Genomic DNA, 23,977 nt, shown 5'->3' with positions numbered 1-23,977 from the left:
TGTCATTACAACCGGTAGCTGAGTACACTGCCTGTTATGGAACTGAAGTCAGCATTTGAATCCTCACTGAATTACTTGATTGCTACCCGCCAGCCCGATTGTCTTTGGGTTGCGTTAAGCGGTGGCTTGGACTCGGTGTCTCTACTGTATCTGGTTGCGGATGCTCGTCGTCAAGGCTGGTTGCAACTACCAATCAAAGCTGTGCATATTAATCATGGCTTAAGTAAGAATGCGGCAGATTGGGAAAACAGCTGCCAATCACTGTGTGAACATCTAGACATTGAGCTGGCCGTTCGTCACGTTATTCCGAGGCAGGGCGCTCGCCTCAGCCTGGAACAGGAAGCACGCGCTGCGCGTTACCAAGCGTTGCAGGAGACCGTTTCATCCAACGAACTACTGTTAACAGGGCACCATCAGGATGATCAGGCTGAAACCTTTCTGTTGAGGCTTCAGCGCGGCTCAGGGCCAACTGGATTGGCAGCGATGGCATCGATCTCTGAAGTAAGAGAGGGGTTGTGGGTAGGCAGGCCGCTTTTGGAGGTTCGCAGGCAGGGCTTAGAGGCGTATTTGGCCACTAAATCGATCGCCTGGGTGGAAGATGAAAGTAATTTTGACCAAGGCTTTGACCGTAATTTTTTACGCCATCAGATAATGCCTCTGCTTCGGACACGATGGCCGGCCATCGATGCCACCATCTCCCGCAGCGCAAAACTGTGTACCGAACAAGAGCAATTAGTGGATGAGTTGCTTCAGGATGACTTAATGCGAGCCATGGGCGGAGTTCCAGGCCAGTCAGAAAGACCCGGGCAGTTGTCAGTCATTTATCTACGAGATCAATCAACGTTGAAACAACGCGCACTGTTTCGAGGTTGGTTAAAGTTGCATCGTGCTCTGATGCCTAACGAAGCGAAGCTTACGTCTGCCTTACCCGATTTGTTGTATGCGCGCGCAGACGCGTCGCCAGAACTACAGGGCGAGGGATGGGTTGTGCGTCGATATCGCGACTTGCTGTGGTTAGTTGAGCCTCAGCCTGTGTCTGATTTGAGTAACGAGGTCATTTGTTGGGATATGTCTGAGCCACTTAAATTACCTTGCAGTCTCGGTTGGTTGCACGCTGACAAAGTAAAGAGCGATTCATCGATTGGTTTGCGCCTGCCGCTGAGTGACGCAGAGGTGGTGACAGTCAGGTTTCGCTCTCCTGCTACTTCAATTCAATGTAAACCCGCAGGCCGCTCTGGCAGTCGGTCTCTTAAGAAACTGCTTCATGAGTATGGCGTACCGCCCTGGTTAAGGGATCAGGTGCCTTTGCTTTTCTACGGTGAGGAATTGGCTGCTGTGGTGGGATTGTTTGTGTGCGAGCCCTTTGTTGAAGTCGCCGGTCAAGGGGTTAACGTTAATCTGGAAGCGAGTCTGTAGCACAAAGGAGAGGCCAATCCGTTGGCCTTGGAGAGTGTTTGCCTCGTTTATCAGGCGATTTTAAGGCAATTTCTGCCTGCCGCCTTAGCTTGGTACAAGGCTCTGTCAGCTCGTTCAAATAGCGTGCGCATACTGTCTGCGGGGCGGAAGCGCGCGCAGCCAATACTGGTGGATACCTTGAGCTTCCTCAGGGTTGAGTCGCTTCTCATGCCATCCTGTATGCGTTGATTGATCGTTGCAGGTACTTCTTCGTCACCATCAAAAAGCAAAATGACAAACTCGTCCCCACCTAAACGAAATGCGCTGTCTGATTCACGAATTGAACGTTTGATCACCCGGGCAAAGCTGGTCAGCACTTCATCGCCAACCAAGTGGCCCTCTTTGTCATTAATCTGTTTGAACTTGTCTAGGTCGAGCACCATTAGGTGTAATTTGATGCCACTGCGCTGAGCCTGAGCCAGCTGCCGCGGCAGAATGTCTTCAAACTCACAGCGGTTTCCCAGTCCTGTCAGACCATCCTTTAGTGCGGACTGTTTCAGTTCAAGAAAAGTCACTGCGTTTTTCAACGGATATACCAGTTGCCTGTGTAATCTGGCCAACTGCTCAAGCTGCAGCGGTGACAACGCTGTCAGCGTGTTGTAACAGATATGGCCCAGCTGCCGGCCGGCTATCGCCAATGCAAAGTGGTGGGCAAACTTGGAATGATCTGTATAGGCAACAACGTGTTTAAAGTCGGTTCTGTGAAATGTCATGCTGGCAAAATTTACCTGGCTAGCGGCAAACTCAGCAAAGATCTCCAACAGCTCTTCAATTTCAAGGGTCGTTTGCAGGCGCTCAGATAAGTTTTCACTATCGAGCAGCTCATCTGCCGAAAATGGCGGAATATACGCTGCACGACGAAAATCCGCCTCGCTGACACTGTGACTTTCAATTAGATAGAGATTTTCCACAACACACTCCTACATCATCTGTCTGAGTATCTGCAAAAAAAGTGCCTAATGTAATAACCCCTTTGTTTACATAGGCATGCTGTTGTTTGTGCGTTGTGTTTAGCTGTGTGCGGCAATCTTTTGACGTTGGTTTATGAGTATTCTTGCCGATTGTTTTTACAAAGGGGCAAGTGGTTGCCGCCTATAAAACGTGGCCTGGCTGGGCGAGATAATCGCGTTGATTGAGGGGGCTTTACCTTGGCTGTAAAAAACTTTTGATTTGAGTTTTCTGCGCCAGTCCATCCTGATAACCGAGCTCTATCAATTTCTGGCAGTACCCTTTGTCGAACAAAAGATAGCTAACCAGGCTTGATTCAGAGCGTTTATGTACGCCAAACAGGCGTAACAGCGCTCGGGTTGTGAGCGGCATTTGCTCAAAGTACTCCAGTGCAATGCGCCGAAAGTCATGACTGGGGTTGATGACCAGCGTCTCAATGCGTTTTAAGTCGAGATTATCTAATTCGCGGAAAGATACTTTATCCAGCGTACTATTGACCCTGTGCAATCGTTCCAGGTCGGAATTCAAGGTGTCAGCAAACACCGTATCCAGCAGGTGACCTGCAACAGTCGCCAGACTCGGGTGGTGAGTTGGGTTTGGCTTTATGGGAGATGTTTGGGGCTTCTCCACCCCGATAACGAATAGTTTATCCGCGCCTAAATGCACTGCCGGGCTCAGGGGGGCCAACTGATGCACTGATCCGTCGCCGTAATACGCTTGGTTAATTCTTACGGATGGAAAAATACCGGGAATAGCAGAAGACGCCAGCAGATGCTGGTTATTGATAATGGTTGGTACACCCTTGCGCCGTGCACGTTGCCAGCCATGCCGTAACTGATTGTCTTGAAAGAAACTGATTGAGTCACCTGTGGTATAGCAGGAGGCGGTTACGGAGAGCGCCTTCAGCGCGCCGCTCAATATATTTCTGTCTATGCGTTTGTATTCCAGAACCTGTTCCAACAGCCCCCTGAGAGGGGAGTTGTCCAAAAGTGACACTGGTTTTTTATAGGCGTAATCAGCCTTAAAATTGGCCATGATGTTAGAAATCAGGTGGCCAAACACGCCCACTGAATCCGTTCGATACACCTGGTTAATGCGGAAGTTCTTCCATACCCATTCAAGTTTTCTCACACCGAGATGAAAGCAAGAGGCGTAACAGGCGATAGCGGTGGCGTTGATCGCTCCTGCGGAAGTGCCACAGATAATTGGAAATGGAATAGCGTGGTTTCTGGGATAAAGCGACGCGATGGCTTTCAACACGCCAACCTGATACGCAGCTCGGGCGCCGCCGCCAGTAAGTAATAACGCGCAAGTTGGCTGTGTAGCTGCCTTGGCCAACGACCACTCCCTTGTTACCAGTTTCTAATGATTATGAGTCGAGTATAGACCGGATATCAGATTGGGATGTGAGCCAGCGTGCAAGCTAGCTATCTGATTACTTGATGGATTATCTAAAGTTATCACTCTTGAACCCAGGCTCTGGAAACAAAAAAAAGCGGCCATCAGGCCGCCTTTTCAGCATTGAAATTCAGTCAGCTATTTAAGCAAGTTGTTGCTGAATAAAAGACTGCACCTCATCGATCGCTATCTTTTGCTTTTCACCCGTACGACGGTTCTTGTATTCAACCACGCCTTCGTCCAGGTTGCGCTCGCCGATCACCAAACAGTGCGGAACACCGATAAGCTCCATATCCGCAAACATAACACCCGGACGCTCTTTACGGTCATCGAACAACACATCGACATTGGCATCCTGTAGGCCAGTGTAGAGTTTGTCAGCGACTTCCTTAACCCGTGCTGATTTATGCATGTTCATTGGCAGTACGGCGACATTAAACGGTGCTAAACCGTCAGACCAGATGATGCCGTTGTCGTCATGGTTCTGCTCAATAGCAGCGGCAACGATACGGGATACACCCACACCGTAACAACCCATGTTCAATACCTGATGAGCACCTTGCTCGTTGAGTACACCCGCCTTCATCGCTTCGCTGTACTTGGTGCCCAGCTGGAAGATATGACCCACTTCGATACCGCGTTTGATAGAGAGGGTACCCTGGCCATCTGGGCTAGGGTCACCTTCAACCACGCTACGCAGATCGGCAACTTCTGGCAGAGCGACATCGCGCTCCCAGTTGATACCAAAGTAGTGTTTGTCATCCTGGTTTGCACCCGCACCAAAGTCAGACATTACGGCAACTGCACGGTCAACAACGACTGGTAGCGAAAGGTCAACAGGGCCCAGTGAACCAGGACCTGCACCTACTGCGGCACGGATCTCTTCTTCGGTGGCAAAGGTGAGAGGTACGGCTACATTTGCCAGCTTCTCAGCCTTCACTTCGTTAAGTTCGTGATCACCACGAACCATAAGAGCAATCAGTGGCGCTTCGCTCTCTTCAGTCGCTTTAACAAACAGCGTTTTCACTGTCTTTTCGATAGCCAGGCCAAACTGCTCTACCAGCTCTTCGATAGTTTTGGCGTTTGGTGTATCGACCAGTTTCATCTCTTCGCCAGGCGCTGCACGCTCAGTCTCTGGTGCAACTGCTTCGGCCATTTCGATGTTGGCAGCGTAGTCGCTGCCGCTGGCAAAGGCGATGGCATCTTCGCCAGACTCAGCCAAAACGTGGAACTCGTGCGACAGACTACCACCAATAGAGCCTGTGTCTGCCAGTACTGGGCGGAACTCAAGACCAAGACGCTCGAAGATACGGCAGTAGGCTTCGAACATGCGCTGGTAGGTCTTTTCCAGACATTCATCGCTGAGGTGGAAAGAGTAGGCGTCTTTCATCAGGAATTCGCGAGCACGCATGACCCCGAAACGCGGTCGAACTTCGTCACGGAATTTGGTTTGTACCTGATACAGGTTAAGTGGCAACTGTTTGTAGCTGCTAACTTCTTTGCGTACCAGTTCGGTGATCACCTCTTCGTGAGTCGGGCCCAAAGCGAACGGGCGACTATGGCGGTCGTTGATACGCAGCAACTCTGGACCAAATTGATCCCAGCGACCTGATTCCTGCCAAAGATCTGCTGGCTGAACTACTGGCATGGATACCTCGATGGCACCTGCGCGGTTCATCTCTTCTCGCACAACCTTTTCAACCTTGCGCAGCACGCGCAGGCCAGTGGGTAGCCAGGTGTAAAGGCCAGAAGCAAGTTTGCGGATCATGCCTGCACGCAGCATCAGCTGGTGGCTGATGATTTCTGCATCGGAAGGCGTCTCTTTTAATGTGGATAGCAGGTACTGTGTGGTACGCATCGATTTTCCGAAAGTTGGAGTTAAAAAAATTGGCGCTATTGTAGCAACCGTGACGGTTGCAAAAAAGCCTACTATCGCGGCAGGTAAGGTATTACTGTATCAATGACCTGTTGTTGCCCATTCATACCACCCAGCGTCCAGTATTGCCCCTGCCAGAACAGCAAACCTCTATGGTCCATAGAGGGCACCGTGCGCGGGGAAAGTTGCTTCCATTGTCCAGTCGCAAACTCGTAAAGATCTACCTGAGCTGATGCCGGTGCGGGAACGCCGTCATAGCCTATCCCCTCATAGTTGTATGGGTTGGTTGAGCCGCCCACAAATAAGATGCCGCCCAGCTCAGGCGCGCCAACTGCAGCCATACGATAGCGGGCTTCACCGTCGAAGTGAGCAAGTGCTTGCCAGTGAATTTCCGCAGGATCTTCTGTTGAAATCGTTCCTTGGTAGCAGGCGCGTTCAGCAGCAAACTGACGTTTGCCATCGACAACCGCAGCGACTTTTACGCCGTCACAAATCACCAGTTGGTTATCGACAATACCGCCAGCGTGGCCAAATACGGGAGCGCCAGGGAAAGGGGTTGCGAGTGACCATTGTTTGGTTTCGCGGTTGAACAGTTGAACCAAATTAACGTTGCCATGGTTGTGCCAACCGCTTATCAGATAAATGTATTTGTCCTGGTAGGTCAGAGCCACGGCATCGTCTACCGGGGTGGGCATATCGGGTAGTTGCACATAAGTGTCGCTATCAGGTTTGTAACTGTATACGTCTGGAGATGAGATTTCCGAATGGTCTGCCGCTACTGTGTAGCCGCCAAATAGCAACAACTCGCCGGGTAAGCTGACAGCGATAGATGCCAGTCTGCCACTGAGCTCAAGCGATGCGGGTACAGGCTTGGTGGGCTGCCAACGCAAAGGATGATCGTTGAGAGCAAGGCGCCAGCCGCGGGCGTGCACATCTTTGTATGTTTTTCCTTTGCCTAGTCCCATCAGTGAAATAAAGTAGGTACCACGCTTGGTCTCTACTTTTGCTATTGCGTTGTTAGCCACAGGTTCAGGTAGCGGTGGTAGCTCAGCTTCTTTCGCGCTTAGCGGTTGGGATATAAGACTACCGGCGATAAATAGGCTTGAAAGCAGGGCTGGAAAGCGAGGTGATATCAAAACAGGACTCTCAGTTATTTTTGAAATTAGATTCGAGTAGGTGAGCGTCCGCTTTGTCGCGACGGTCACCAATAGGTTTCGCCGGATTACCGGCAACGATGGCATTGGGCGCAACATCTTTGGTGACAACAGCACCCATGCCGATAACGGCATGATTGCCTATGGTCACGCCGTCCCTGATCATTGCTCGTGTACCTATCCAGACATCTTCACCGATAGAGACGCCTATGGACGTCACCGCTTGCTCGTGCACCATGGCATTGGGCGCAATACCATGATCAAACGCGTAGATAGCGACACCACTGGCTATGCGGCAATGACTGCCAATGGTGATCCCTGCACTGCCGCCATCAAATGAGCAGCCATGATTGATGCCAACGTGGTCGCCAATCTGGATTGGGCCATGGATAAAGCTATCGGCGGCGATAGCGCTATGGCTGCCGATAGAGATAGCCCGTCCTGGTTCCGCAAATAGATTGGCTTCAGGAGCAATAAAACTATTTTCCCCAACGCTAACAGTCTCGACTGCACACAGGTGAGCTTGTACGCCCTCTTGCCAAGGTTTAGCCCATGCCAGATGTTTTGCTTTCAGCCGAAAGTAGAGCCAGGGCATATAGGACAATCGGCGTTTGTGCTGTTGCTGATATTGCTCAGCGCTGGGAGTTATCATTAGTTGGTGTCTGCAGTGATTGTGCTTATTTCTGTAACGTGGGTTATTTGGCCATCCACCCAATATTTGATATTGAGGTCATACAGTGACATGCCAAAGCTCTGTTTGCCTTCAAGCCCTTGCTTGTATGCAGGTCTGGGATCTTGCTGTAATACCTGCTCAATCAGTGCTTTCAGTTCCGGCAATCGTTGCTGATGGTGGGCGAGCTGCTTATACGCGGCTGAAGAGAACTCGATAGTCATTCCCGTATCAGGCCGGTCGTCAGCATAGCCACCGCTGGCGGTTGGATGAGCGTCTGAGTAGGGAAGGTAGGGTTTAACATCAAATACCGGGGTACCGTCTACCAGATCTGCACCTTCCAGAATCAACTTTGTTTTTCCTTTGGTGATTTCCACGCCCAGCAGCTTAACCACTGAAAGCCCCATGGCATTGGGCCGAAATGTTGAACGGGTCGCAAATACGCCTATGCGTTTATTGCCACCGAGGCGGGGAGGGCGCACCAATGGGCTCCAGCCTTTGTCTGCCGTGTGATGGAAGCGAAACAATAACCAGAGGTGACTGAACTCTTCGATGCCGCGAACACACTCTGGATTGTCGTACGGTGGCAGAAACTCCAGTTCCGCTTTGGCCGCTTTAACCAAGCCGGGCTGTCTGGGGACGGCGAACTTTTGTTTGTAAGGCGTTCGAATGACGGCAACAGGTGACAGCGTGATGTCAGACATTGGGACTACTCTTCTGATTCACTATCAACCCGGAGGGCGATTCCGGTGCAGATCACGCTATCGATACAGCCAGGAAGAGCGTCGTCTTCTATCAGTGTTACACAGTTAGAAAAAACGACGCCATTGCCTCCCATCTCGGCGGTGCTTCGCCGAGCCTGAGTCCTTGCGTCGCTGGCCTGCGCGGGAGGGAGATCAGCTTTGTTTCTGCAACTCTCCCCTTGCACGGGGCCTAACTTATCGTATTTCAAAGAGGCCAAGTCGCTTTGTTGATAAACCTTCACGGATGAAGCCCGGTAATACTCCTGAAAGTTCTCTTGGTCCAGATTGGTACTGAAAGTGTAGTTCTCAGCACAGCCGGTCAAACCGATGACAGCCATGACTGAGACAAGCAATACGCGCATTTTAATTCCAGCTTAATGATTGAACTGCTATTTTGCGCGTCAACAATAATGGCTGCAACTAGCTTTAATAAACGCGTATACTTTGCGCCGCCTCTGTCACAGCCTGATTTGGAGAAAAAATGGCAATGAAGCGTAAGCAGTTGATGTTGTTTTCTTTGGGTATTGCAGTTTTGATGGCTGCCATACTTCAGATTATTGGCGGTGATGACAAACCTGTTGAGAGACGCTTTTTGCCTGAGCTTCAATTAGGCTCCGACAAAATAACCTCGGTGGAAGTAATCAACTCTGAGGGAGAGTCGTTGATTCTTGCTAAAAAAGTTGCTCAAGGCTGGCAAGATGAAAGCACCGGAAGAAAGGTCGCAATCATGCCTCTGGCTAATCTGGTCCAGCAACTGGCAAAAGCCAAAGTCATTGCTGCGGAGACGAGTTTGCCTCGTAACTATGTGCCACTGAAAATGAATGTGCCGGGCGAGGAAGAAGGCAGCGCTTGGAAAGTGGTGATCAGAGCCGGTGAAGAGTATGAAAAAGAGATCCTTGTCGGCGCGTTAGACAAAGAGCGAGGTGGCCAATTTATTCGATTGGAAGAGGATCCCTCCGTCTTTGTCATCGACAGGGTTTTACCGCTTCCCCAGGATGCCAATACCTGGTTCGATAATTAGCTTTTTAAGATCAGAAATAAAAAAACCTGCCAATCGGCAGGTTTTTTTATAGGTAGCGAATTTATTTGATAAGGAAGTTATCAAGAGATTCGCCAGCATCAACACGTACTTTGAATACGTTTGGCATACGGCCTTGGCCTGTCCAGGTTATACGTTCGCCAGCATCATTCCAGATCTCATATTTTGCTGGGCGTGGTGCACGCTTCGCTTTTGGCTTAGCCACTGCACCCTCTGAAAGGTCATCAAGAGCGATTCCATCTGCAGCCAGCATTTCACGGTATTTTTCAATTTTGGCGATTTTTTCCGCATTAGCTTTACGTGCTTCTTCTTCAGCAGCAGCGCGATCATCAATTATCTTCTGAAGCTTATCCTTCACTTCATTTAATTGCTCGACGCTTAGTTCTTCTGTCGCAGTTTTCAGACGGCGAGAATGGCTCAGAATTTTCAAAAAATCGCTCATGTATATTCCTTAGTTACGGATTATGTCGGTGGAGATTACTAATTAAATATAATAAAGAAGATTTTTATTGGTGCAAGTTATTTGCCAAAGAGATCACAAAACCGAATTTGTTTTGGAAATATGGGCTACTGGTGGTTGGTTAATTCACCAAGAGAATGTGTGGTTAAATTTAGAAACATGAATTTAGGGTAAAGTAAAAAGGCGCGATAGATCGCGCCTTTTCTAATCAATTAAACTATTACTCCAGCCTATCGCATCCCGGTAGAACTCGGGTAATTGCCCCGAGTCGACACCTAAGCTGTGTGATAGTGAACTGACGCCATCCCAAACTGCACGTTCGTAGTCCAGGATCAGAGCCAGATAATTCGCTAACTCGCCTTCGTTATTAAGCAGAGCGGATTTAATATCGTCTGATAATGGTAGTTTAGACAGCACTTTTTCTAATGGCTCATCCAGAATGGCACCAATAAGAGAGAACAGTCCGAGCAAAAAGGCTTTAGAGGCGTAATCGGGGGCTTTTTGCATCGCAACCAACTCACAGAAGCGAGCGCGAGTGATAGACAAACGAATCAGTTCACTGGGCTTGTTTTCACTCAGGTTCGCCGCGGCGATCAGTGCGATGAATTTGCGAATGTCATCTTCGCCCAAATAAACCAACGCCTGACGGATTGAGTTGATCTCGCGTCGGCGATTGAAGAACGATGAGTTTACATAGCGCAGGAGTTTGTAGGACAACGAGACGTCACGCTGAATAATGGTTTCCAGTTCGTTAAAGTCACATTGGGTTTGCCCCAGCTTCGATAACAACTCTACTAAGTTAACTTCGTTTGGTTTGAGTGCACGTGTTTTGACGACTTCAGGAGCAGAAAAAAAGTAGCCTTGGAAATAATCGAAACCAAGTGTCATCGCGAAGTTAAACTCATCATGAGTCTCAACTTTCTCGGCAAGTAACTTGATATCGTATTTTTCCAACGCATCACAGGTCTTCTGAATATCATTGATACCCGTGGAGCGAAAGTCGATTTTTACCATATCGACATAAGGCAATACCGGTAACCAGTGCTGACTTAATACAAAGTCATCCAGTGCGATGCGATAACCTTTTTTCTTTAACGCTTTACATACAGTGACTATTTCATCACTGGGTGCAATATTTTCCAGTAGCTCGATAACTACCTGCTCTTTAGGCAGTAGCTCTGGCACTTTTACCAAGAGAGACATTTCAGGAAAGTTGATAAACGCAGGGACCTGGCCTGTTAATTCATCGATACCCAGATGGAAATGGCTGCCAGCCAGTAGCTTGGTGGTTGCTTCGTGAGGGTCGATGTTCGGGAAAACATTCTCCAAACTATCTCTAAATAGCAACTCGTAGCCGACTAGGGCTTTGTCTCGATTTAAAATGGGTTGGCGAGCAACATAGGAAAACATGAAAAGCCGATATGACCTCGGATAACAACATTGTCGCTAATCTAATCCAAACTAGGTAGCGACGCATTAGTACCACTACCATTTTGTGATCGGTAAGATGAGAAACTAAAGGGACTTATCTGAATGACAAGAACAGTGTATCCAAATGTAAAAGTTGGCTTGGCATTGGGCAGCGGTGCTGCCAGAGGTTGGGCACATATTGGCGTAATCAAAGCGCTGGCAGAGTTGGGGGTTCATCCAGATGTTGTGGCTGGGTGTTCTATCGGCTCGTTAGTGGGGGCTGCGTATTGCAATCATAAGCTTGATCAGTTTGAGCAGTGGGTCAGAGATTTTTCCCAGTGGGGAGTTATCAGCCGATTTGATGTCTCACTCAATAAAGGAGGATTACTGGCGGGTGAAAAAGTGTTTAATGAAGCCGCAGAGCTTATCGGTGAACACAGGTTTGAATCGCTGGCGAAAAAATTTGGTGCGGTAGCCACAGAGCTTCATAGTGGCCGCGAAGTTTGGCTTCAGGATGGAAATCTTATCAGCGCGGTTAAAGCGTCCTGCGCCATGCCCGTGTTGTTTTCACCAAAAATGTACCAGGGACGATGGTTGATCGATGGTGCTTTGGTTAACCCTGTACCGGTTTCTCTATGCAGAGCCATGGGGGCTGATTTGGTGATAGCGATTAACCTCAATGGTGATAACAATGTCAAAGCTGCGCAGCAGTATCGAGGGCCAACAACAGCGATCGCAACCCCTGAGGCACAGCAAGTACCTGAGGAAGAAAGCGATTTGCCACCCAGAAACGGCTTAAATGCTGGCTTTAAGAATATGTTGGAAAGTGGTCGGAATTATTTTCAACAGGCTATGAAGCGCTCTTCCTCTGATGAGGTCCGTTCCCCCAGCATTCTGGGAGTGTTCTCAAACTCATTAAACATTATGCAGGATCGATTAACTCGAGCCCGCATGGCGGGAGACCCGGCAGACAGTTTAATTGCCCCTTTAATGGCTGATTTTGGCATTATGGAGTTTCATCGGGCAGATGAAGCCATTGCCGCGGGAAAAAAAGCGGTAGAAGTTGCGATTCCAGAGTTAGAAAGAAATATATTGCCATTAATTGAATAGCCCGCATCAAAGCGGGCTATTCAAATCAATAAACAATCAGCAAGCGTTAGAAGCTGTAGTTCATTTGTGCAGAGAATATATGTGCGTCAGCGGTTTCCAGATGGCCCTGATAACTGCTGACTGGAATATGGATAGCGTCGCCCGTATTCGGGTTTGTCGTTGTTAAGCCAAACTCTTCATTAACGTCTACTTTTCTGCCATGGAGATACGCGTAACCGACATCAATGGAAATATTTTCGTCCCATTGATAAGTTGTTCCCGCGGTATACCACTGACGATCGGTATCAGGGATGCTCAGGCTGCGGCGTTTACTATCCACCGGAGTTTCATCGTAGGCGTAACCAGCGCGGAGCGTCCACTTAGGTGACACCTTGTATGTTACCCCCGCGGCCAAGCGCCAGCTGTGATCCCAGTATTCGTCTTTGATATGCACTGGCTCATCAATGCCGTCCAATTTGGCTTCAAGTTTTTCAAAGCTGCCCCATTGGGTATAAACAGCGCTGGCTTGTACCGACCATTGGTGGTCGAGTTCGTGATGAATGGCCAGTTCACTGATTGCAGGAAGATCAAGGTCAAGGCTGCCGTCTCGATTGAGGTCTGCAGAGAGGTCTGATTCCGCTTTACCATCAAGCTCCAACTCGACTTCTGAACGGTGGCTCAAAGCGATGCGGGTTCCTTTTACAGGCTCCCATAACACACCAATGTTCCAGCCGTAGCCCCAGTCATCTCCGCTTACCCTTAGGATTGTTGCGTTTCCTGGCACTGGCAGTAGCTGAGGTGCGCCAATGCCTTCCGCGATCTGGTTGTATTCCATGATTGGCTGGACATAGTCGTCCATATAAGCGGGTGTTGAGCTACCAATCTCAGCATCGGCATAGACGAAGTTGATACCACCACCAATGCTCCATTGCTCGTTAATCTTATAAGCGATGTTTGGGTTCAGGTTGATGGTGATCACTTCCGCTTTGTCAGCGAATTCACTGGTGTTTGAGCTGCTGCCGTACTCGGTACTCAGACCAAAGTTAGAGAATGCGCCAAAGCCCCAGTACCAGCGCTCATTGATTGGGCGCAGATAGAAGAAAGTTGGAATAAATGCGTCAGGGGCAATGTCTCGCTGAGATGCATCAAATTCTGTTTCGACCATACTCAGGTTCGCACCTGGCACTGCATTGTTTACGGCTGTGGCGGCACCGTTGTATAGCTCGCCATAGTGATTCACCGTATGCCCTTTGATATCTACTTCGGGATTGATGTAGGTACCCGAAAACGAAAGCTGTGCACTGTCAAACACGGTCATTGCAGCAGGGTTGCGTGCGATTACAGCGGCGTTCTCGGCGATGGCACCTTCGCCGGCAAATGCTCGACCTAATCCATTGGCGCTGTGCTCGTGCAGCTGGAATCCAGCGGCAGACAGTTGACTGGAAAACAGGCCGAGCAGTGCCACACTGGCCGTATTACGTACTAGTTTCATTGGAGACTCTGATTACTTTTTATCTGTGCCCGCGTCTTTGCGCCAGCTTATCTTTCTGGAGAAAAGTGCCAACTTTGAAGCGCCACTTTTGTGAGGATGGGGACTATGCAGATAGGCACAGCCATTTGCAATAGCAAACGGCTGTCACTGTTTAATAATTAAGCTGAACGCTCATTATTTGAACTGAAAAGCTGGTGGCTGTCCGAAGGAGGATTGCTGCACTTGCTGATCAAGCCACCTAGTAACAGGGCAATGATAAAGCCTGGGACGATCTCATAGAGATCAAACAATCCGCCCTCTAGTTGTTTCCAAATCACCACTGTCAGTGCACCAGATACTAATGAGGTGATTGCGCCAAGCTTGGTGTATCTCCGCCAGAACAGCGCAAGTAGCAGTGTTGGGCCAAAACTGGCGCCAAAGCCAGCCCATGCGTAGCTGACCAGCGCTAATACGGTGCTGTCTTCATCTGCAGCCAGAAGTATGGCTAGAATGGAGACTGCGATCACCGCGCCTCGGCCAACCCATACCAGCTCTTTGTCACTGGCTTCAGGTCGAAGCCAGCGGCGATAAAAGTCCTCTGTCACTACACTTGAACTCACCAGCAACTGGGAATCAATAGTACTCATCACCGCACTTAAAATTGCGGCTACGATAATGCCTGCGACCCAAGGGTTGAGGAGTGTTTTACTGAGGACGATGAAGACGGTTTCGGCATTTTCCAAAGGCTGGTCATGGAAGTAAACCTGGGCAGCAAGGCCAACCAGCAGGGCGCCAATTAGCGATAGGATCATCCATGACATAGAAATTCGACGAGCTGTAGGCAGATGTTTGGCCGATTCGATCGCCATAAAGCGCGCAAGAATATGTGGCTGACCAAAATAACCTAAGCCCCAGGCAAGAAGGGATACAATGCCTATTAAACTGGTTTCATGCCAGATATCCTGATGCGCAGGCGGCAAGGCTTGCCAAGTTGCAGACACTCCGCCATCGGCCTGAATCGCGACCCACGGGACAATTAACAGTGCCAGCAGCATCAAACATCCCTGGAAAAAATCCGTCCAGCTAACGGCAAGAAAGCCGCCGACAAAGGTATAACCGACAATGATCAAAGCGCCTACCCAGAGTGCGGTGGTGTAGGGCACATTCAGTACCTGCTCAAACAGCACGGCGCCCGCTTTCATACCCGATGAGACATACAAGGTAAAAAACACCAGAATGGTGACAGCAGAAACGACGCGCAAGATGCCTGAACTGTCGTTAAATCTGTGCTCCAGAAAATCAGGCAGAGTGAGTGAGTTCCCCGCTTTTTCGGTGAAGGTTCTCAATCTGCCCGCTACCAGCAACCAGTTGATGTAAGCGCCTGCAACGAGCCCGATACCAATCCAGGCTTGGTTGAGACCGCTGAGGTAAACTGCGCCTGGCAGTCCCATCAATAACCAGCCACTCATATCTGACGCACCAACGCTCAATGCCGTCACGGCAGGACCTAACTTGCGCCCACCAAGAATGTAGTCACTCAGATTCGAGGTAAGTTTGTAGGCGATGACACCAAGCGAAAGCGTAATTATCAGGTAGGCTATAAATGTGGTGAGGAGCGGCGTATCAAGTTGCATGAGGCACTTCATTGTCGTTATTGTTCATCACATGCTAACAACCCAACTGGCTCTCTGCCAGTTTCCTGCCAGAAAGGGCGCGTCATGCAAAAGTACGATTGGTCGATCTTAAGTTTTGATGAATTGGATAAACTGCAGCTTTTGGCTCTGCTACAGCTCAGGCAGGAAGTATTTATGCTGGAGCAAAACAGTCTCTACCTAGATATCGATGATGCCGATCCCGGCTGCCACCATCTATTGATGACAGAGCAGGGGGAGCTGCGGGGGTACGCCAGACTCACGCCGCCGGGCGTATGCCATAGCAAGTATCCGGTTCTGGGCCGCATTGTATTGGCCAAAGAGGCCAGGGGCGGTGGTACCGGAAAAGTTCTGATAGAAAAAGGCCTTGATTGGCTGCACCGCCACTTTCCAAAACAAAGCATCAAGATTTCGGCTCAGGAAGCTTTGGTGGATTACTACCAGCACTTTGGTTTTGAGGTGGTCAGTGAACCGTATGATGACGGCGGTGTGATGCATTTGGATATGTTGCTCGCGCCTGAAGATTATCAAGCGTAGTGATAAAATTATTAGTGAATAAAAAAACGCGGCATTGCCGCGTTTTTTCACTCAAGATATCAATAGGCATCGAAACTTAAATGGATTCCCACTTCAGGGACTTCTCAAGCTTGGCTTCAACGTTATCTAGGTTTGCGTTGGGTGACGACAACACCACCATGCTCATGCCATGACCTTTCGATTTAGGAAAGTGATGCACTTTCCCGTTCATCTTGCCATCAGTGAACACCTCTTCGGCCGGTGACTGATCGTCAGGCACGAAGAATACGGTGACACGTTGCCCCTGGTCATCGTCGACAATCAGGTGAAGTGAACGTGTGCCATCAAAATCACAGAAGTTGGCAAAATAGATATGTCCGATATCTTTATTCAGTGAGCCACCCCATTTGGCCAGTTTGCTGTTAACTTGCTGGAACCTCAGCCCTTCATCAATATCACCCAAATGGTCCTGTTCACCATAAACATGGGCTAGAGCATGCTCTACTATATCGAATTCGTGTTTCGGCGTGCCTTTAAGCAGACTGAAACTGATGCCCACCGCAAAGGCAACAGACGCCGCCAATGCCAAATGCACACGGGTACGTTTTCGCTCTTGTCGGAATTGCTCCATCGACTGACTGAGAATAATGCGGTCAGCCAATCCTTCCGGCACAGGTACCTTCATGGCATCAGCCAGCTTGCTATCCAATTGCTTCAACTCGTCAGCAAACTGCTGATTCTGAGGGGATGATGCCAAGGCGGCGCGGATCTCGTCATCCTGCTCATTGGGAGCAGCATAAAGTCGCCTTCTTAACTCCAGATCATCCATTGCTACGACCTCGCTTAATTTCGTTTCGCTCGAGCGCTTCTTTCAACTGGTTACGGGCACGGAACAGGCGAGTCATCACCGTGTTTTTGTTCAGCCCTAGCTGCTCAGCAATCTCATCTCCACTGAACCCTCCCAACACCTGCAATATCAGAGGTTCTCGGTACTCAGGGGCCAGCATCTCTATCTGGCGTCTAAGCAGATGGTTTTCAGTGTCTTGTTCTGTCGATACTGAATGCACATCAGCCACAGGCTGATCGTCAATATCCACCACGTCTAACTGTTTCCTTTCGAACCTGCGGGCGTTTTCACGACGGAGGATCGTGAATAACCAACTTTTGGCGGCTTTTTCATCGTTTAACGAATCCAAAGATCGCCAGGCGCGAAGGAAAGTCTCCTGTACCAGGTCTTCTGCTATATCGGGGCTGTGGCAAAGCCAGTATGCATAGCGGTATAAGTCACCGTGCAGGGCGTTAACCAGGGCCTCGTAGCGTTTCTGCTTATTTGCCATATCTACAGAGACCGGGTCTTTGGATTTTTTCTTTCGAAAAAGTGTGACTGCCATAAAATTGGGCTCAACATCCAGTCGGAGTTATTGTTTTTGTTGTCGATATTATCGGGGATAAGCGACAATTCAGAAAGTCTATTATGCGCGGTGTGATTGATACAGTTCAAACGTCTCGGGCTATTCTGAGATATAGTGCCCGCATTACTTATGGTTAAGGTGATAGGTATGAGCAAAGAAATCGAATGCACAGCCAATGAGACTGAAGTGTGTTGCTGTGTTGATGTTGGCACCATTCTCGATGGTGAAGATTGCAGCGCGGAAGTCTCTGCGATTGTTGCTGACGAAGCAGCCGTAGAAACAATCCTTGCGCACTGGTTGTCTGTGGCGGAGAGTAAATCCTCCGAGCCAGTTACTGCAAAAGTTGAAAGGCAAGCGGTAGAAGGTGGTATTCAGCTCACTGGTACTTATACCTTTGGTTGCCAAGCCGAAGGCCTGCTGTTCCAATTAGCCCTTCGCTAGAAGCAGAGTAAAAAGAGAAAAGGCGGCCAATCGGCCGCCTTTTTTGATGGATTATCAGTTCAGCAACGTCATCTATCTGGTCGGATAGAAGGTTTGCAGACTGTCTTCAGGCTGATTTTGCTGCTTGGCTGCGGCAATGATGGCGGCAACAAGTGCGTCAGAGCTCCAGTTGCTGCCTTGTTGCACTGCGTTATCCATTGCTTTGAGCGCTTTCGTAATACCGTCTTGCTCTGGTTGTTTGAACTCCGAGAGCCAATCCTGGCGATGGCGATAACCCTGCTGCAAACACCAGGCTTGGATCTGTTTTTGAGACTCTGTCGCTGACTGGCCATTTATCGACCTGAGCAGTTGTTTAAGTTTTTGCTTATCTGAACCTGTGTTTAGGCCGTTGTAGATGGCATGTGCTTTTGCGTTGCTGTCTTTTAGTGTGGCTGGACGCCTGTTAACCCACAGCCAAATCGCGACGCCCGTTGAACTCATCCACAACAACGTCATTATCCAGAACGGCCACAGCCAGTCGCTGGAAGTAACTTGTGTTGTCTGAGTCAAAGGTGAGGGTGATGCTCCCGCAGGTGCCTGACCATTGCCCACAACATCAATGGTTCTGGCGGGAAGTTCGGCTATCCGCATCACTTCAGCTTTGGTGTCCCACCACTGAATTTTCAGGGCCGGGAAGGTGAGAGAGCCTGGTTGGGTAGGTATTAACGCCACAGACTCGACGCGCTGAGCGATAAGGTTTTGGTCTTGAACATAGGTATCGTTGTCTGTTTTATCGGGATAGACCTTGACGCTGTTTGGATAACTGACCTGAAGTTTTGGCAGCAGCTTGTCATTAATACCAACGGCACTCAGCGTGATGGTACGTGTCACCGGTTCGCCGATATTGAGCGTGTCACTTTGTGGTTGCCATTCATCGTTGAGGGTGACCAGCTCTGCAGGTAACCAATGGCCCTGATAGCTTTCAGGTTGGCTTTTAACCGTCAGTTGTTGGTCCAATGCACTCTCATTGACCGGCATGCCGTATAGCTGGCCTCGACTATTCTGCTTTACCAGCTGGCCTTTTACATTGGCCCCTTTGATGGTGAAGGTACCGGCTTGCTCTGGAATGATGGCGAAACTGCGGGCTATCACCTGGTATCTGCGGCCATCGATAATTTCACTCGATTCTTTATCTGATCCGATGCTGCGGATTTCGGCATTTGGCATTTGTGGATCCGCTAGGCTACCGCCGCGCAGCTCCTCGCCGAGATATAGCTTCACCGTGTAAGTCACCTGTTGTCCGATATATGCCGTGTCACTGGACAACTCGGCATCAACAAACAGATCTCTGGCCGGGCCAGTTTGTTTCGGAATAGGTCGCACATCAACCTTAATCTGTTTACCCACAACCCCGTCTACCACTGGCGCGGGCAGGGTATAAACGCCTGCCTTGCGGGCATAGAGCTCGGTACGCCATGTGGTTTCTCGACGGCTATCACCATTGATGATCTGCAGATTGCGGCTGACGTTGGTTGAACCCACGATCAAGCCCTGTCTGAGCATGGCATCGCGGTCCAACTCTAAATCGTCAGCGCTGGTGTTCGCTTTGATGGTTAATACAAAACGTTCTTCTACAAACACCGGGTTCGGCGCCACTGAGACAGATATCTCTGGTGCTGCTGACGCGTGAAACGACATCATCAGGCTGATGAACGGGAGCAGACAGCGCCAAGGCGTAATGCCAAGAAGCCTTAGTAATAACGCTTTGCGCGAAGATAACGTTTGGGTTACCACAGTTGTGTTTCCTCGGTTGTCTCACCGGCTTTTTGACGTCGCCGATGTTCCAATTGCATTTTGTTTCTGAGAAGCAGAGAGGGATCGTCCGGAATTTGCTCCAGCCAACGCTGAAGTTGCTGATCCTCTGGGTTGAGCTCTTCGCCGGGTTGGCCAACAGCTACCTGACCCTCAGGTTCGGCCTGTTCGTCAGGCTCGCCTTGTGTTAACCGGCCCGGCGCGGAGGTTTCTTGCTGCTCTTGGCCAGACTCAACCGTATCAGGTTGCTTTTTCGCTTCCTGAGATGCTGGTGTGGGTGAGGGCGGCTGCTGGGGTGCATCATCGTTCACGTCTAGATCAGAAGAGCCCTGTTGACTGGGTTTGTTTTCCGGTGGCGAGTTATCTTTAGTTGCGTCACGGGGGGAGTCATCCGCAGAGCCGTCATCAGCTGAATCGTCACTGGGATTTGGTTGCTGGTTTTCGCCTTGTCCCTTTTTGTTTTCCTGTCTTTGTTGATCAGGCTCGTCCTGGTGTTGTTCGCCACTGTCGCTTGGTTGCTCGCCTTCACCATCCTGTTGCTGTTGATCATCAGGACTTTCGTTATCGCCCTGGTCAGGTTGGGATTGTGGATCTGAAGATTTTGGGTCTGAAGATGGTGGCGGCTGATCTTCGAGAAAATCGAGCAAGCGTTGGCGATTGGTTGCTGCAGCCGTCAGATCTGGATTTTGTGCCAGGGCATTGTTGTATGCTTCCAGCGCCCCTTGGAAATCACCAGATTTGGCCAGTGCATTGCCCAGATTGTATTCTGCTTCAGCGCCCTCCATCTGGCGGTAGAGCGCTGCGGCTGCTTCATAATCACCTGCGTTATAAAGGCTGGCAGCACGCCATGCGTCGTTTTCAAAGCGTTCGGCGGCAGACTTGAAGTCACCTTTGTTAAAGGCTTCGCTCGCCTTCTGATCATCGCTTTGCAGCCAGCCTGGCAGGGGCGAGGCTTTTACCTGTTCAATCGGCGACATAAAAAGTGGCAGTCCCACGAGGGCTACCAGCAGTCCCCGCCTGAATGCTAATGCGGCGAGGGGCAATAATAGCAGTACAAAATAGTATCCGGCGTCATGCCAGCTTTTAACTTCGCCGTCTCCCGACTCTCTGTCTGCGAATCCGGCGGCAGATGCACTTGCAAGCCTGTCCAGATCCGCATCGCTGGCTGAGAGGCGAACATAACTGCCGCCACTCGTGCTGGCTGCCGCTCTTAAGGTTGATTCATCAAGTCCGGGGACGGGCAGTTCACCATCGGGCATTTTCAGCAGACTGCCATCAGGCATACGGATCGGGCCGCCTGCTGGCGTTCCGACACCCAGGATATGCAGACGGAAATTATCACCCAGTAGGCCATCGATTCTGGATTGTTGAGCAGGGCGGATCTCATCACCAATCAGGTAAAGATCTCCTTGCTGGTAACCAGCGCTTTGCAGCAGTTCGATCGCCTTGGCGATCGCTTTATCAGGTCGGCTACCTAGCGCGGGCATGATGGTGGGGTCCAGCGCGGGTAACATGGTCTTGAGGTTATTTATATCTGCTGTCAGCGGGCTCAGTACATACGCATCCCCGGCAAAGCTAATCAGGCCGGTATCCCCTTCGTGCCAGCGATCAAGAAGGTCCATCGCCTTAAACCGCGCTTGTGTCAGTCGGTTGGGCTTAAGATCTGTCGCCAACAAGGAGAGTGACATATCCATCAGCAGGACACGGGCCGTTGGCACTTTGCTGATAGGGGTGCTGGTTTGATACCAGCTAGGGCCCGCAAGCGCGACCGTACCTATTACCCAGGCGACTGCCAACAGTACTAATCCAGAGTGTCGCTGGTTTTGTTGGCTGGTCATCAATTTATTGAGCAGCGCCGGATTGACAAACTTTTGCCAACCACGGCTGGCATACTGTTGCCTATACAGCCACCACAGGGTGGGGAGCAGGGGGGTCAGCAGCAACAACCAATAGGGGCGCATAAAATGAAAATCGAGAAGGCTTGTCATGCTTGCCTCCCTTTTTTGTCAAATAGGGCCTTTGCAAACTGGTTCCAGGCCAGGCCGATAAACGAGAGCACAAAGGCGAGTGCCAGCGGCCAGACGTAGATCTCGGTACGTGGACGCATCATTGGGCGAGATTGGTCCACGGGTTCCAGCGATTCGATCTCGGTATAAATTTGCTCTAGATCCGCCGCATCTCGGGCGCGGAAATAGGTGCCGCCAGTCAGGGCTGCGATTTTGGTTAGGGTGACTTCATCCAAATCCCGGCTGGGGTTGACTTTACGTTGGCCCATAAAGGTACGCTTCACCATGACGTCGGCACCCACACCTACGGTGTATATCTTAACGCCCTGTTCTGCAGCGACTCTTGCCGCATCCAAAGGGGCAACTTCTCCGGCGGTGTTCTCGCCGTCGGTTAACAGCACCAGTACTTTTTGTTCTTGTTGATCGGCCAGTAACCGCTTGGTTGCCAGTCCTATTGCTTCTCCAATTGCAGTTGCCTGGCCAACCAGGCCAATGACCGTTTCTTCCAGCAGTGTCTGTACCGTGGCGGTGTCGAAGGTGAGTGGTGCCTGCTGATAGGCGTTATCGGCAAACAGAATCAAACCAACGCGATCGCCCTGGCGACGACCAATAAACTCGCCGACTACATGTTTAACCAAAGTCAGGCGGTCAACGGTGCGGCCACCGACACGCATATCTTTAATTTCCATGCTGCCTGACAGGTCAACGGCCAGCATCAAATCTCGGCCTTTGGCTGGCACGGCCACGGGCTCTCCCAACCACTGTGGCCTGGCGGCGGCCAGTACTAATAAACTCCAGGCGACAATAGCCAGCCAGCGGCGAGCCATCGGGTGGGCTTCTTGTTTTTCTGCCGTGCCATCGGCAAGCAGGTGGAAGGTGGGCAGTTTCAGAGCGCCTTGTTTTCGTTCTACTTTGGGCAGCAAAAAATAGCTGGCGAACGGCAGCGGCAGCAACAAAAGCAGCCAGGGCCAATACAACTCAAGCATCTTGGCCCCCCGCTATTTTTTTGCTTGGCGTCAGTGTCGAACTGGCAGCTGCCTGCTTGTGCAGATTGGCACTAGTAATCCACTGTTCGACGACTGCCCTAAGTTGCGTAGGCGCGATGTTGACGTTGCCGTCTTTGCTAAAGCGAAGATCATCCGCCAAAACCAGCAAATGACTACTTGGCTTGAGCAGTGATGAATGCTTGTTTAGAAAAGCGATCCAGTCTGCGCCAGTAAGTGATGAAACCTGATCAAAGGGCAGGTATTTACCCACCAATTGTTTTAGCAGCATATTCACCGGGTAGACCTTGCTCAGCTCAGCATCGGTCATCTGTGAAAGTGCTTTTAAGGCGGCCCGATAATGGCGCTTTCGGTAATAATTCACGGCCAATACGACTGCGATGGCCACAATGGCAAAAGCGATACCGCTGACCAGCTTTGTGAGCGCTGGCGACCAATAGGCATTGACCGCTTCAGGCAGAATGATAGCTTCCAGTTGTAGGTCAGGCGCCATGTTGCTGCCCCCGCCACTGTTTGCTGATCTCAGTATGGGCACCGATATGAAACAGTCGGCAACCCGCCTGCTGAAGTCTTGCTAATCTCATCGCTCGGGCATTTTCCAGATGACTTTGATGTGCCAGCCGTTGCTGTTTGGTGCCAATCGCAAGCTGTGCCTCTTTGTCGCCGTCAGTGATCGCCAATGACTGGCCAAAACTGGCCTGTGGCAACTCCAGTTCAAGGGGGTCGTAGATCTCGCAACCAATCAGATCATTGTGTCTGCTCAGCAGCGACAGGTGGCGTTTACCTTCGTCATTGAGCTGATGAAAGTCACTGATAAGTATCACCTGACTGCCTGGTCTTACGATGTAACGCAACCGGCTCAGAGCCTGGTTAAAGTCCTGACTTGTACTTGTACTGGCAGCATCGCTGCTATCGCTGCCGTCGCTGTTCAGGCCGACCATGGCATGAATCAGCTGCAGCACGGCGCCCGAGCGACTGCGAGGCTTCAATTCCTGATGAGAGTGTTGGTTCCAGACCAGACCGCCAATGCGGTCACCTGCGATGCAGGCTTGCCAGGCTAACAAGCTAGCCAGATGGGCGGCTTGAACAGATTTAAACCGCCACTGGCTGCCAAACTGCATGCTGGCACCCAGGTCCACCAGAAAGAACACCGGACGCTCTCGTTCTTCATGGAACAGTTTGGTATGGGCTTTACCGGTTCGGGCGGTTACACGCCAGTCGATACTGCGAATGTCATCGCCCGGCTGATAGTGACGGGTTTCAGCGTATTCCATTCCGCGACCGCGCGCCTTGGACTGGTATGAGCCAGCAAGCTTGCTGCGCAGTTGCCTTGGCCTGGCTAATGAGATAGTGCCAGCCTGCTGCTTTAGTGCGATCAGGCTGGCCTGCTCTAATAGCCAACCTGCTTGTTCGTTTGTTGATGCCATCGCTGATTAAGACTC

General features: G+C 50.5%; 23 protein-coding genes. 5 read left to right on the top strand and 18 right to left on the bottom strand.

The features are described 5' to 3' along the window. Positions 1 to 36: 36 nt before the first annotated feature. On the top strand, positions 37 to 1,416 hold the full coding sequence (gene tilS / locus ABEA14_RS18055; protein ID WP_345342055.1) for a tRNA lysidine(34) synthetase TilS: 1,380 nt from the start codon (positions 37 to 39) through the stop codon (positions 1,414 to 1,416). Between the two features lie 50 nt (positions 1,417 to 1,466). On the opposite strand, the gene ABEA14_RS18050 is transcribed toward tilS, so the two are convergent. From ABEA14_RS18050 to rcsF, 7 genes are all read right to left on the bottom strand, one after another. Beyond that, the gene (locus ABEA14_RS18050) at positions 1,467 to 2,366 is read right to left on the bottom strand and encodes a GGDEF domain-containing protein (RefSeq protein WP_345342052.1); all 900 of its coding nucleotides are present in this window, start codon (positions 2,364 to 2,366) and stop codon (positions 1,467 to 1,469) included. 232 nt (positions 2,367 to 2,598) lie between these two features. Then, positions 2,599 to 3,741 carry a patatin-like phospholipase family protein gene (locus tag ABEA14_RS18045; protein WP_345342049.1) on the bottom strand — a complete coding sequence of 381 codons (1,143 nt, stop codon included), beginning with the start codon at positions 3,739 to 3,741 and terminating at the stop codon, positions 2,599 to 2,601. A gap of 202 nt (positions 3,742 to 3,943) precedes the next feature. Then, on the bottom strand, positions 3,944 to 5,659 hold the full coding sequence (gene proS, locus ABEA14_RS18040; RefSeq protein WP_345342047.1) for a proline--tRNA ligase: 1,716 nt from the start codon (positions 5,657 to 5,659) through the stop codon (positions 3,944 to 3,946). A 71-nt stretch (positions 5,660 to 5,730) separates the two neighbouring features. Continuing rightward, positions 5,731 to 6,813, bottom strand: coding sequence for a Kelch repeat-containing protein (locus ABEA14_RS18035; RefSeq protein ID WP_345342045.1), 1,083 nt, complete (start codon positions 6,811 to 6,813; stop codon positions 5,731 to 5,733). A 10-nt stretch (positions 6,814 to 6,823) separates the two neighbouring features. Then, positions 6,824 to 7,483: a DapH/DapD/GlmU-related protein gene (locus ABEA14_RS18030; protein WP_345342043.1), complete on the bottom strand. Its 660-nt coding sequence runs from the start codon at positions 7,481 to 7,483 to the stop codon at positions 6,824 to 6,826. After that, positions 7,483 to 8,205, bottom strand: a complete 723-nt coding sequence (gene tsaA / locus ABEA14_RS18025) for a tRNA (N6-threonylcarbamoyladenosine(37)-N6)-methyltransferase TrmO (RefSeq protein ID WP_345342041.1) — start codon at positions 8,203 to 8,205, stop codon at positions 7,483 to 7,485. The genes ABEA14_RS18030 and tsaA overlap by 1 nt, the downstream gene beginning before the upstream one ends. Positions 8,206 to 8,210: 5 nt before the next feature. Further along, a complete protein-coding gene (gene rcsF / locus ABEA14_RS18020) occupies positions 8,211 to 8,606 on the bottom strand; it encodes an Rcs stress response system protein RcsF (RefSeq protein ID WP_345342039.1) in 396 nt (131 codons plus the stop codon). Between the two features lie 119 nt (positions 8,607 to 8,725). On the opposite strand from rcsF, the gene ABEA14_RS18015 reads away from it, so the two are divergent. Then, complete coding sequence (locus ABEA14_RS18015; protein ID WP_345342037.1) at positions 8,726 to 9,265, top strand: hypothetical protein; 540 nt, start codon at positions 8,726 to 8,728, stop codon at positions 9,263 to 9,265. Positions 9,266 to 9,326: 61 nt separating this feature from the next. On the opposite strand, the gene ABEA14_RS18010 is transcribed toward ABEA14_RS18015, so the two are convergent. Both ABEA14_RS18010 and ABEA14_RS18005 read right to left on the bottom strand, forming a co-directional pair. After that, entirely contained in the window at positions 9,327 to 9,725 is a 399-nt protein-coding gene (locus tag ABEA14_RS18010) for an H-NS family histone-like protein (RefSeq protein ID WP_345342035.1), read from the bottom strand. Positions 9,726 to 9,947: 222 nt separating this feature from the next. Further along, positions 9,948 to 11,153, bottom strand: coding sequence for an EAL and HDOD domain-containing protein (locus ABEA14_RS18005; protein ID WP_345342033.1), 1,206 nt, complete (start codon positions 11,151 to 11,153; stop codon positions 9,948 to 9,950). A gap of 123 nt (positions 11,154 to 11,276) precedes the next feature. Between ABEA14_RS18005 and rssA the strand changes: the two genes are divergently transcribed. Further along, positions 11,277 to 12,263, top strand: coding sequence for a patatin-like phospholipase RssA (gene rssA / locus ABEA14_RS18000; protein ID WP_345342031.1), 987 nt, complete (start codon positions 11,277 to 11,279; stop codon positions 12,261 to 12,263). A gap of 46 nt (positions 12,264 to 12,309) precedes the next feature. Here rssA and ABEA14_RS17995 read toward each other — a convergent pair whose 3' ends face one another. Further along, complete coding sequence (locus ABEA14_RS17995) at positions 12,310 to 13,734, bottom strand: porin (RefSeq protein WP_345342029.1); 1,425 nt, start codon at positions 13,732 to 13,734, stop codon at positions 12,310 to 12,312. A gap of 158 nt (positions 13,735 to 13,892) precedes the next feature. Continuing rightward, the gene (gene putP, locus ABEA14_RS17990; protein ID WP_345342027.1) at positions 13,893 to 15,347 is read right to left on the bottom strand and encodes a sodium/proline symporter PutP; all 1,455 of its coding nucleotides are present in this window, start codon (positions 15,345 to 15,347) and stop codon (positions 13,893 to 13,895) included. 84 nt (positions 15,348 to 15,431) lie between these two features. Between putP and ABEA14_RS17985 the strand changes: the two genes are divergently transcribed. Then, the gene (locus tag ABEA14_RS17985; RefSeq protein WP_345342026.1) at positions 15,432 to 15,902 is read left to right on the top strand and encodes a GNAT family N-acetyltransferase; all 471 of its coding nucleotides are present in this window, start codon (positions 15,432 to 15,434) and stop codon (positions 15,900 to 15,902) included. Between the two features lie 76 nt (positions 15,903 to 15,978). Here ABEA14_RS17985 and ABEA14_RS17980 read toward each other — a convergent pair whose 3' ends face one another. Together ABEA14_RS17980 and ABEA14_RS17975 are read right to left on the bottom strand one after the other, a co-directional pair. Then, positions 15,979 to 16,710 (bottom strand): DUF3379 family protein, encoded by a 732-nt coding sequence (locus tag ABEA14_RS17980; RefSeq protein WP_345342025.1) that lies wholly within the window; start codon positions 16,708 to 16,710, stop codon positions 15,979 to 15,981. Beyond that, positions 16,703 to 17,272 carry a sigma-70 family RNA polymerase sigma factor gene (locus ABEA14_RS17975; RefSeq protein WP_345342023.1) on the bottom strand — a complete coding sequence of 190 codons (570 nt, stop codon included), beginning with the start codon at positions 17,270 to 17,272 and terminating at the stop codon, positions 16,703 to 16,705. The genes ABEA14_RS17980 and ABEA14_RS17975 overlap by 8 nt, the downstream gene beginning before the upstream one ends. Before the next feature lie 168 nt (positions 17,273 to 17,440). On the opposite strand from ABEA14_RS17975, the gene ABEA14_RS17970 reads away from it, so the two are divergent. Further along, on the top strand, positions 17,441 to 17,734 hold the full coding sequence (locus tag ABEA14_RS17970; protein ID WP_345342021.1) for a YfcZ/YiiS family protein: 294 nt from the start codon (positions 17,441 to 17,443) through the stop codon (positions 17,732 to 17,734). Between the two features lie 72 nt (positions 17,735 to 17,806). Here the strand turns inward: ABEA14_RS17970 and ABEA14_RS17965 are convergent, their stop codons facing one another. From ABEA14_RS17965 to ABEA14_RS17945, 5 genes are read right to left on the bottom strand one after another with little or no spacing between them, the layout of a single operon-like run. Next, complete coding sequence (locus ABEA14_RS17965) at positions 17,807 to 19,507, bottom strand: BatD family protein (protein WP_345342019.1); 1,701 nt, start codon at positions 19,505 to 19,507, stop codon at positions 17,807 to 17,809. After that, complete coding sequence (locus tag ABEA14_RS17960) at positions 19,501 to 21,513, bottom strand: VWA domain-containing protein (RefSeq protein ID WP_345342018.1); 2,013 nt, start codon at positions 21,511 to 21,513, stop codon at positions 19,501 to 19,503. Before ABEA14_RS17960 ends, ABEA14_RS17965 begins: the two co-directional genes overlap by 7 nt. Next, on the bottom strand, positions 21,510 to 22,517 hold the full coding sequence (locus tag ABEA14_RS17955) for a vWA domain-containing protein (RefSeq protein ID WP_345342016.1): 1,008 nt from the start codon (positions 22,515 to 22,517) through the stop codon (positions 21,510 to 21,512). The genes ABEA14_RS17960 and ABEA14_RS17955 overlap by 4 nt, the downstream gene beginning before the upstream one ends. Then, positions 22,510 to 23,028 carry a DUF4381 domain-containing protein gene (locus ABEA14_RS17950; RefSeq protein WP_345342014.1) on the bottom strand — a complete coding sequence of 173 codons (519 nt, stop codon included), beginning with the start codon at positions 23,026 to 23,028 and terminating at the stop codon, positions 22,510 to 22,512. Before ABEA14_RS17950 ends, ABEA14_RS17955 begins: the two co-directional genes overlap by 8 nt. Continuing rightward, entirely contained in the window at positions 23,018 to 23,962 is a 945-nt protein-coding gene (locus ABEA14_RS17945) for a DUF58 domain-containing protein (RefSeq protein WP_345342012.1), read from the bottom strand. Before ABEA14_RS17945 ends, ABEA14_RS17950 begins: the two co-directional genes overlap by 11 nt. Between the last annotated feature and the right edge of the window lie 15 nt (positions 23,963 to 23,977).

This window comes from Corallincola platygyrae (assembly GCF_039544265.1).
Taxonomy (GTDB): Bacteria; Pseudomonadota; Gammaproteobacteria; order Enterobacterales; family Neiellaceae; genus Corallincola; species Corallincola platygyrae.
Note: the sequence above shows the minus strand (reverse complement) of the source record. Positions and strands in the feature narration are given on the sequence as shown.

What these genes read in the sequence shown, in the direction of transcription:
- ABEA14_RS17980 (WP_345342025.1), bottom strand. Translation starts at nt 16,710, where the DNA reads ATGGATGATCTGGAGTTAAGAAGGCGACTTTATGCTGCTCCCAATGAG.
- tsaA (WP_345342041.1), bottom strand. Translation starts at nt 8,205, where the DNA reads ATGTCTGACATCACGCTGTCACCTGTTGCCGTCATTCGAACGCCTTAC.
- ABEA14_RS18015 (WP_345342037.1), top strand. Translation starts at nt 8,726, where the DNA reads ATGGCAATGAAGCGTAAGCAGTTGATGTTGTTTTCTTTGGGTATTGCA.
- ABEA14_RS17975 (WP_345342023.1), bottom strand. Translation starts at nt 17,272, where the DNA reads ATGGCAGTCACACTTTTTCGAAAGAAAAAATCCAAAGACCCGGTCTCT.
- proS (WP_345342047.1), bottom strand. Translation starts at nt 5,659, where the DNA reads ATGCGTACCACACAGTACCTGCTATCCACATTAAAAGAGACGCCTTCC.
- ABEA14_RS17945 (WP_345342012.1), bottom strand. Translation starts at nt 23,962, where the DNA reads ATGGCATCAACAAACGAACAAGCAGGTTGGCTATTAGAGCAGGCCAGC.
- ABEA14_RS17985 (WP_345342026.1), top strand. Translation starts at nt 15,432, where the DNA reads ATGCAAAAGTACGATTGGTCGATCTTAAGTTTTGATGAATTGGATAAA.
- ABEA14_RS17960 (WP_345342018.1), bottom strand. Translation starts at nt 21,513, where the DNA reads ATGACAAGCCTTCTCGATTTTCATTTTATGCGCCCCTATTGGTTGTTG.
- tilS (WP_345342055.1), top strand. Translation starts at nt 37, where the DNA reads ATGGAACTGAAGTCAGCATTTGAATCCTCACTGAATTACTTGATTGCT.
- ABEA14_RS18010 (WP_345342035.1), bottom strand. Translation starts at nt 9,725, where the DNA reads ATGAGCGATTTTTTGAAAATTCTGAGCCATTCTCGCCGTCTGAAAACT.
- ABEA14_RS17955 (WP_345342016.1), bottom strand. Translation starts at nt 22,517, where the DNA reads ATGCTTGAGTTGTATTGGCCCTGGCTGCTTTTGTTGCTGCCGCTGCCG.
- putP (WP_345342027.1), bottom strand. Translation starts at nt 15,347, where the DNA reads ATGCAACTTGATACGCCGCTCCTCACCACATTTATAGCCTACCTGATA.
- ABEA14_RS17950 (WP_345342014.1), bottom strand. Translation starts at nt 23,028, where the DNA reads ATGGCGCCTGACCTACAACTGGAAGCTATCATTCTGCCTGAAGCGGTC.
- ABEA14_RS18005 (WP_345342033.1), bottom strand. Translation starts at nt 11,153, where the DNA reads ATGTTTTCCTATGTTGCTCGCCAACCCATTTTAAATCGAGACAAAGCC.
- rcsF (WP_345342039.1), bottom strand. Translation starts at nt 8,606, where the DNA reads ATGCGCGTATTGCTTGTCTCAGTCATGGCTGTCATCGGTTTGACCGGC.
- rssA (WP_345342031.1), top strand. Translation starts at nt 11,277, where the DNA reads ATGACAAGAACAGTGTATCCAAATGTAAAAGTTGGCTTGGCATTGGGC.
- ABEA14_RS17970 (WP_345342021.1), top strand. Translation starts at nt 17,441, where the DNA reads ATGAGCAAAGAAATCGAATGCACAGCCAATGAGACTGAAGTGTGTTGC.
- ABEA14_RS18030 (WP_345342043.1), bottom strand. Translation starts at nt 7,483, where the DNA reads ATGATAACTCCCAGCGCTGAGCAATATCAGCAACAGCACAAACGCCGA.
- ABEA14_RS17995 (WP_345342029.1), bottom strand. Translation starts at nt 13,734, where the DNA reads ATGAAACTAGTACGTAATACGGCCAGTGTGGCACTGCTCGGCCTGTTT.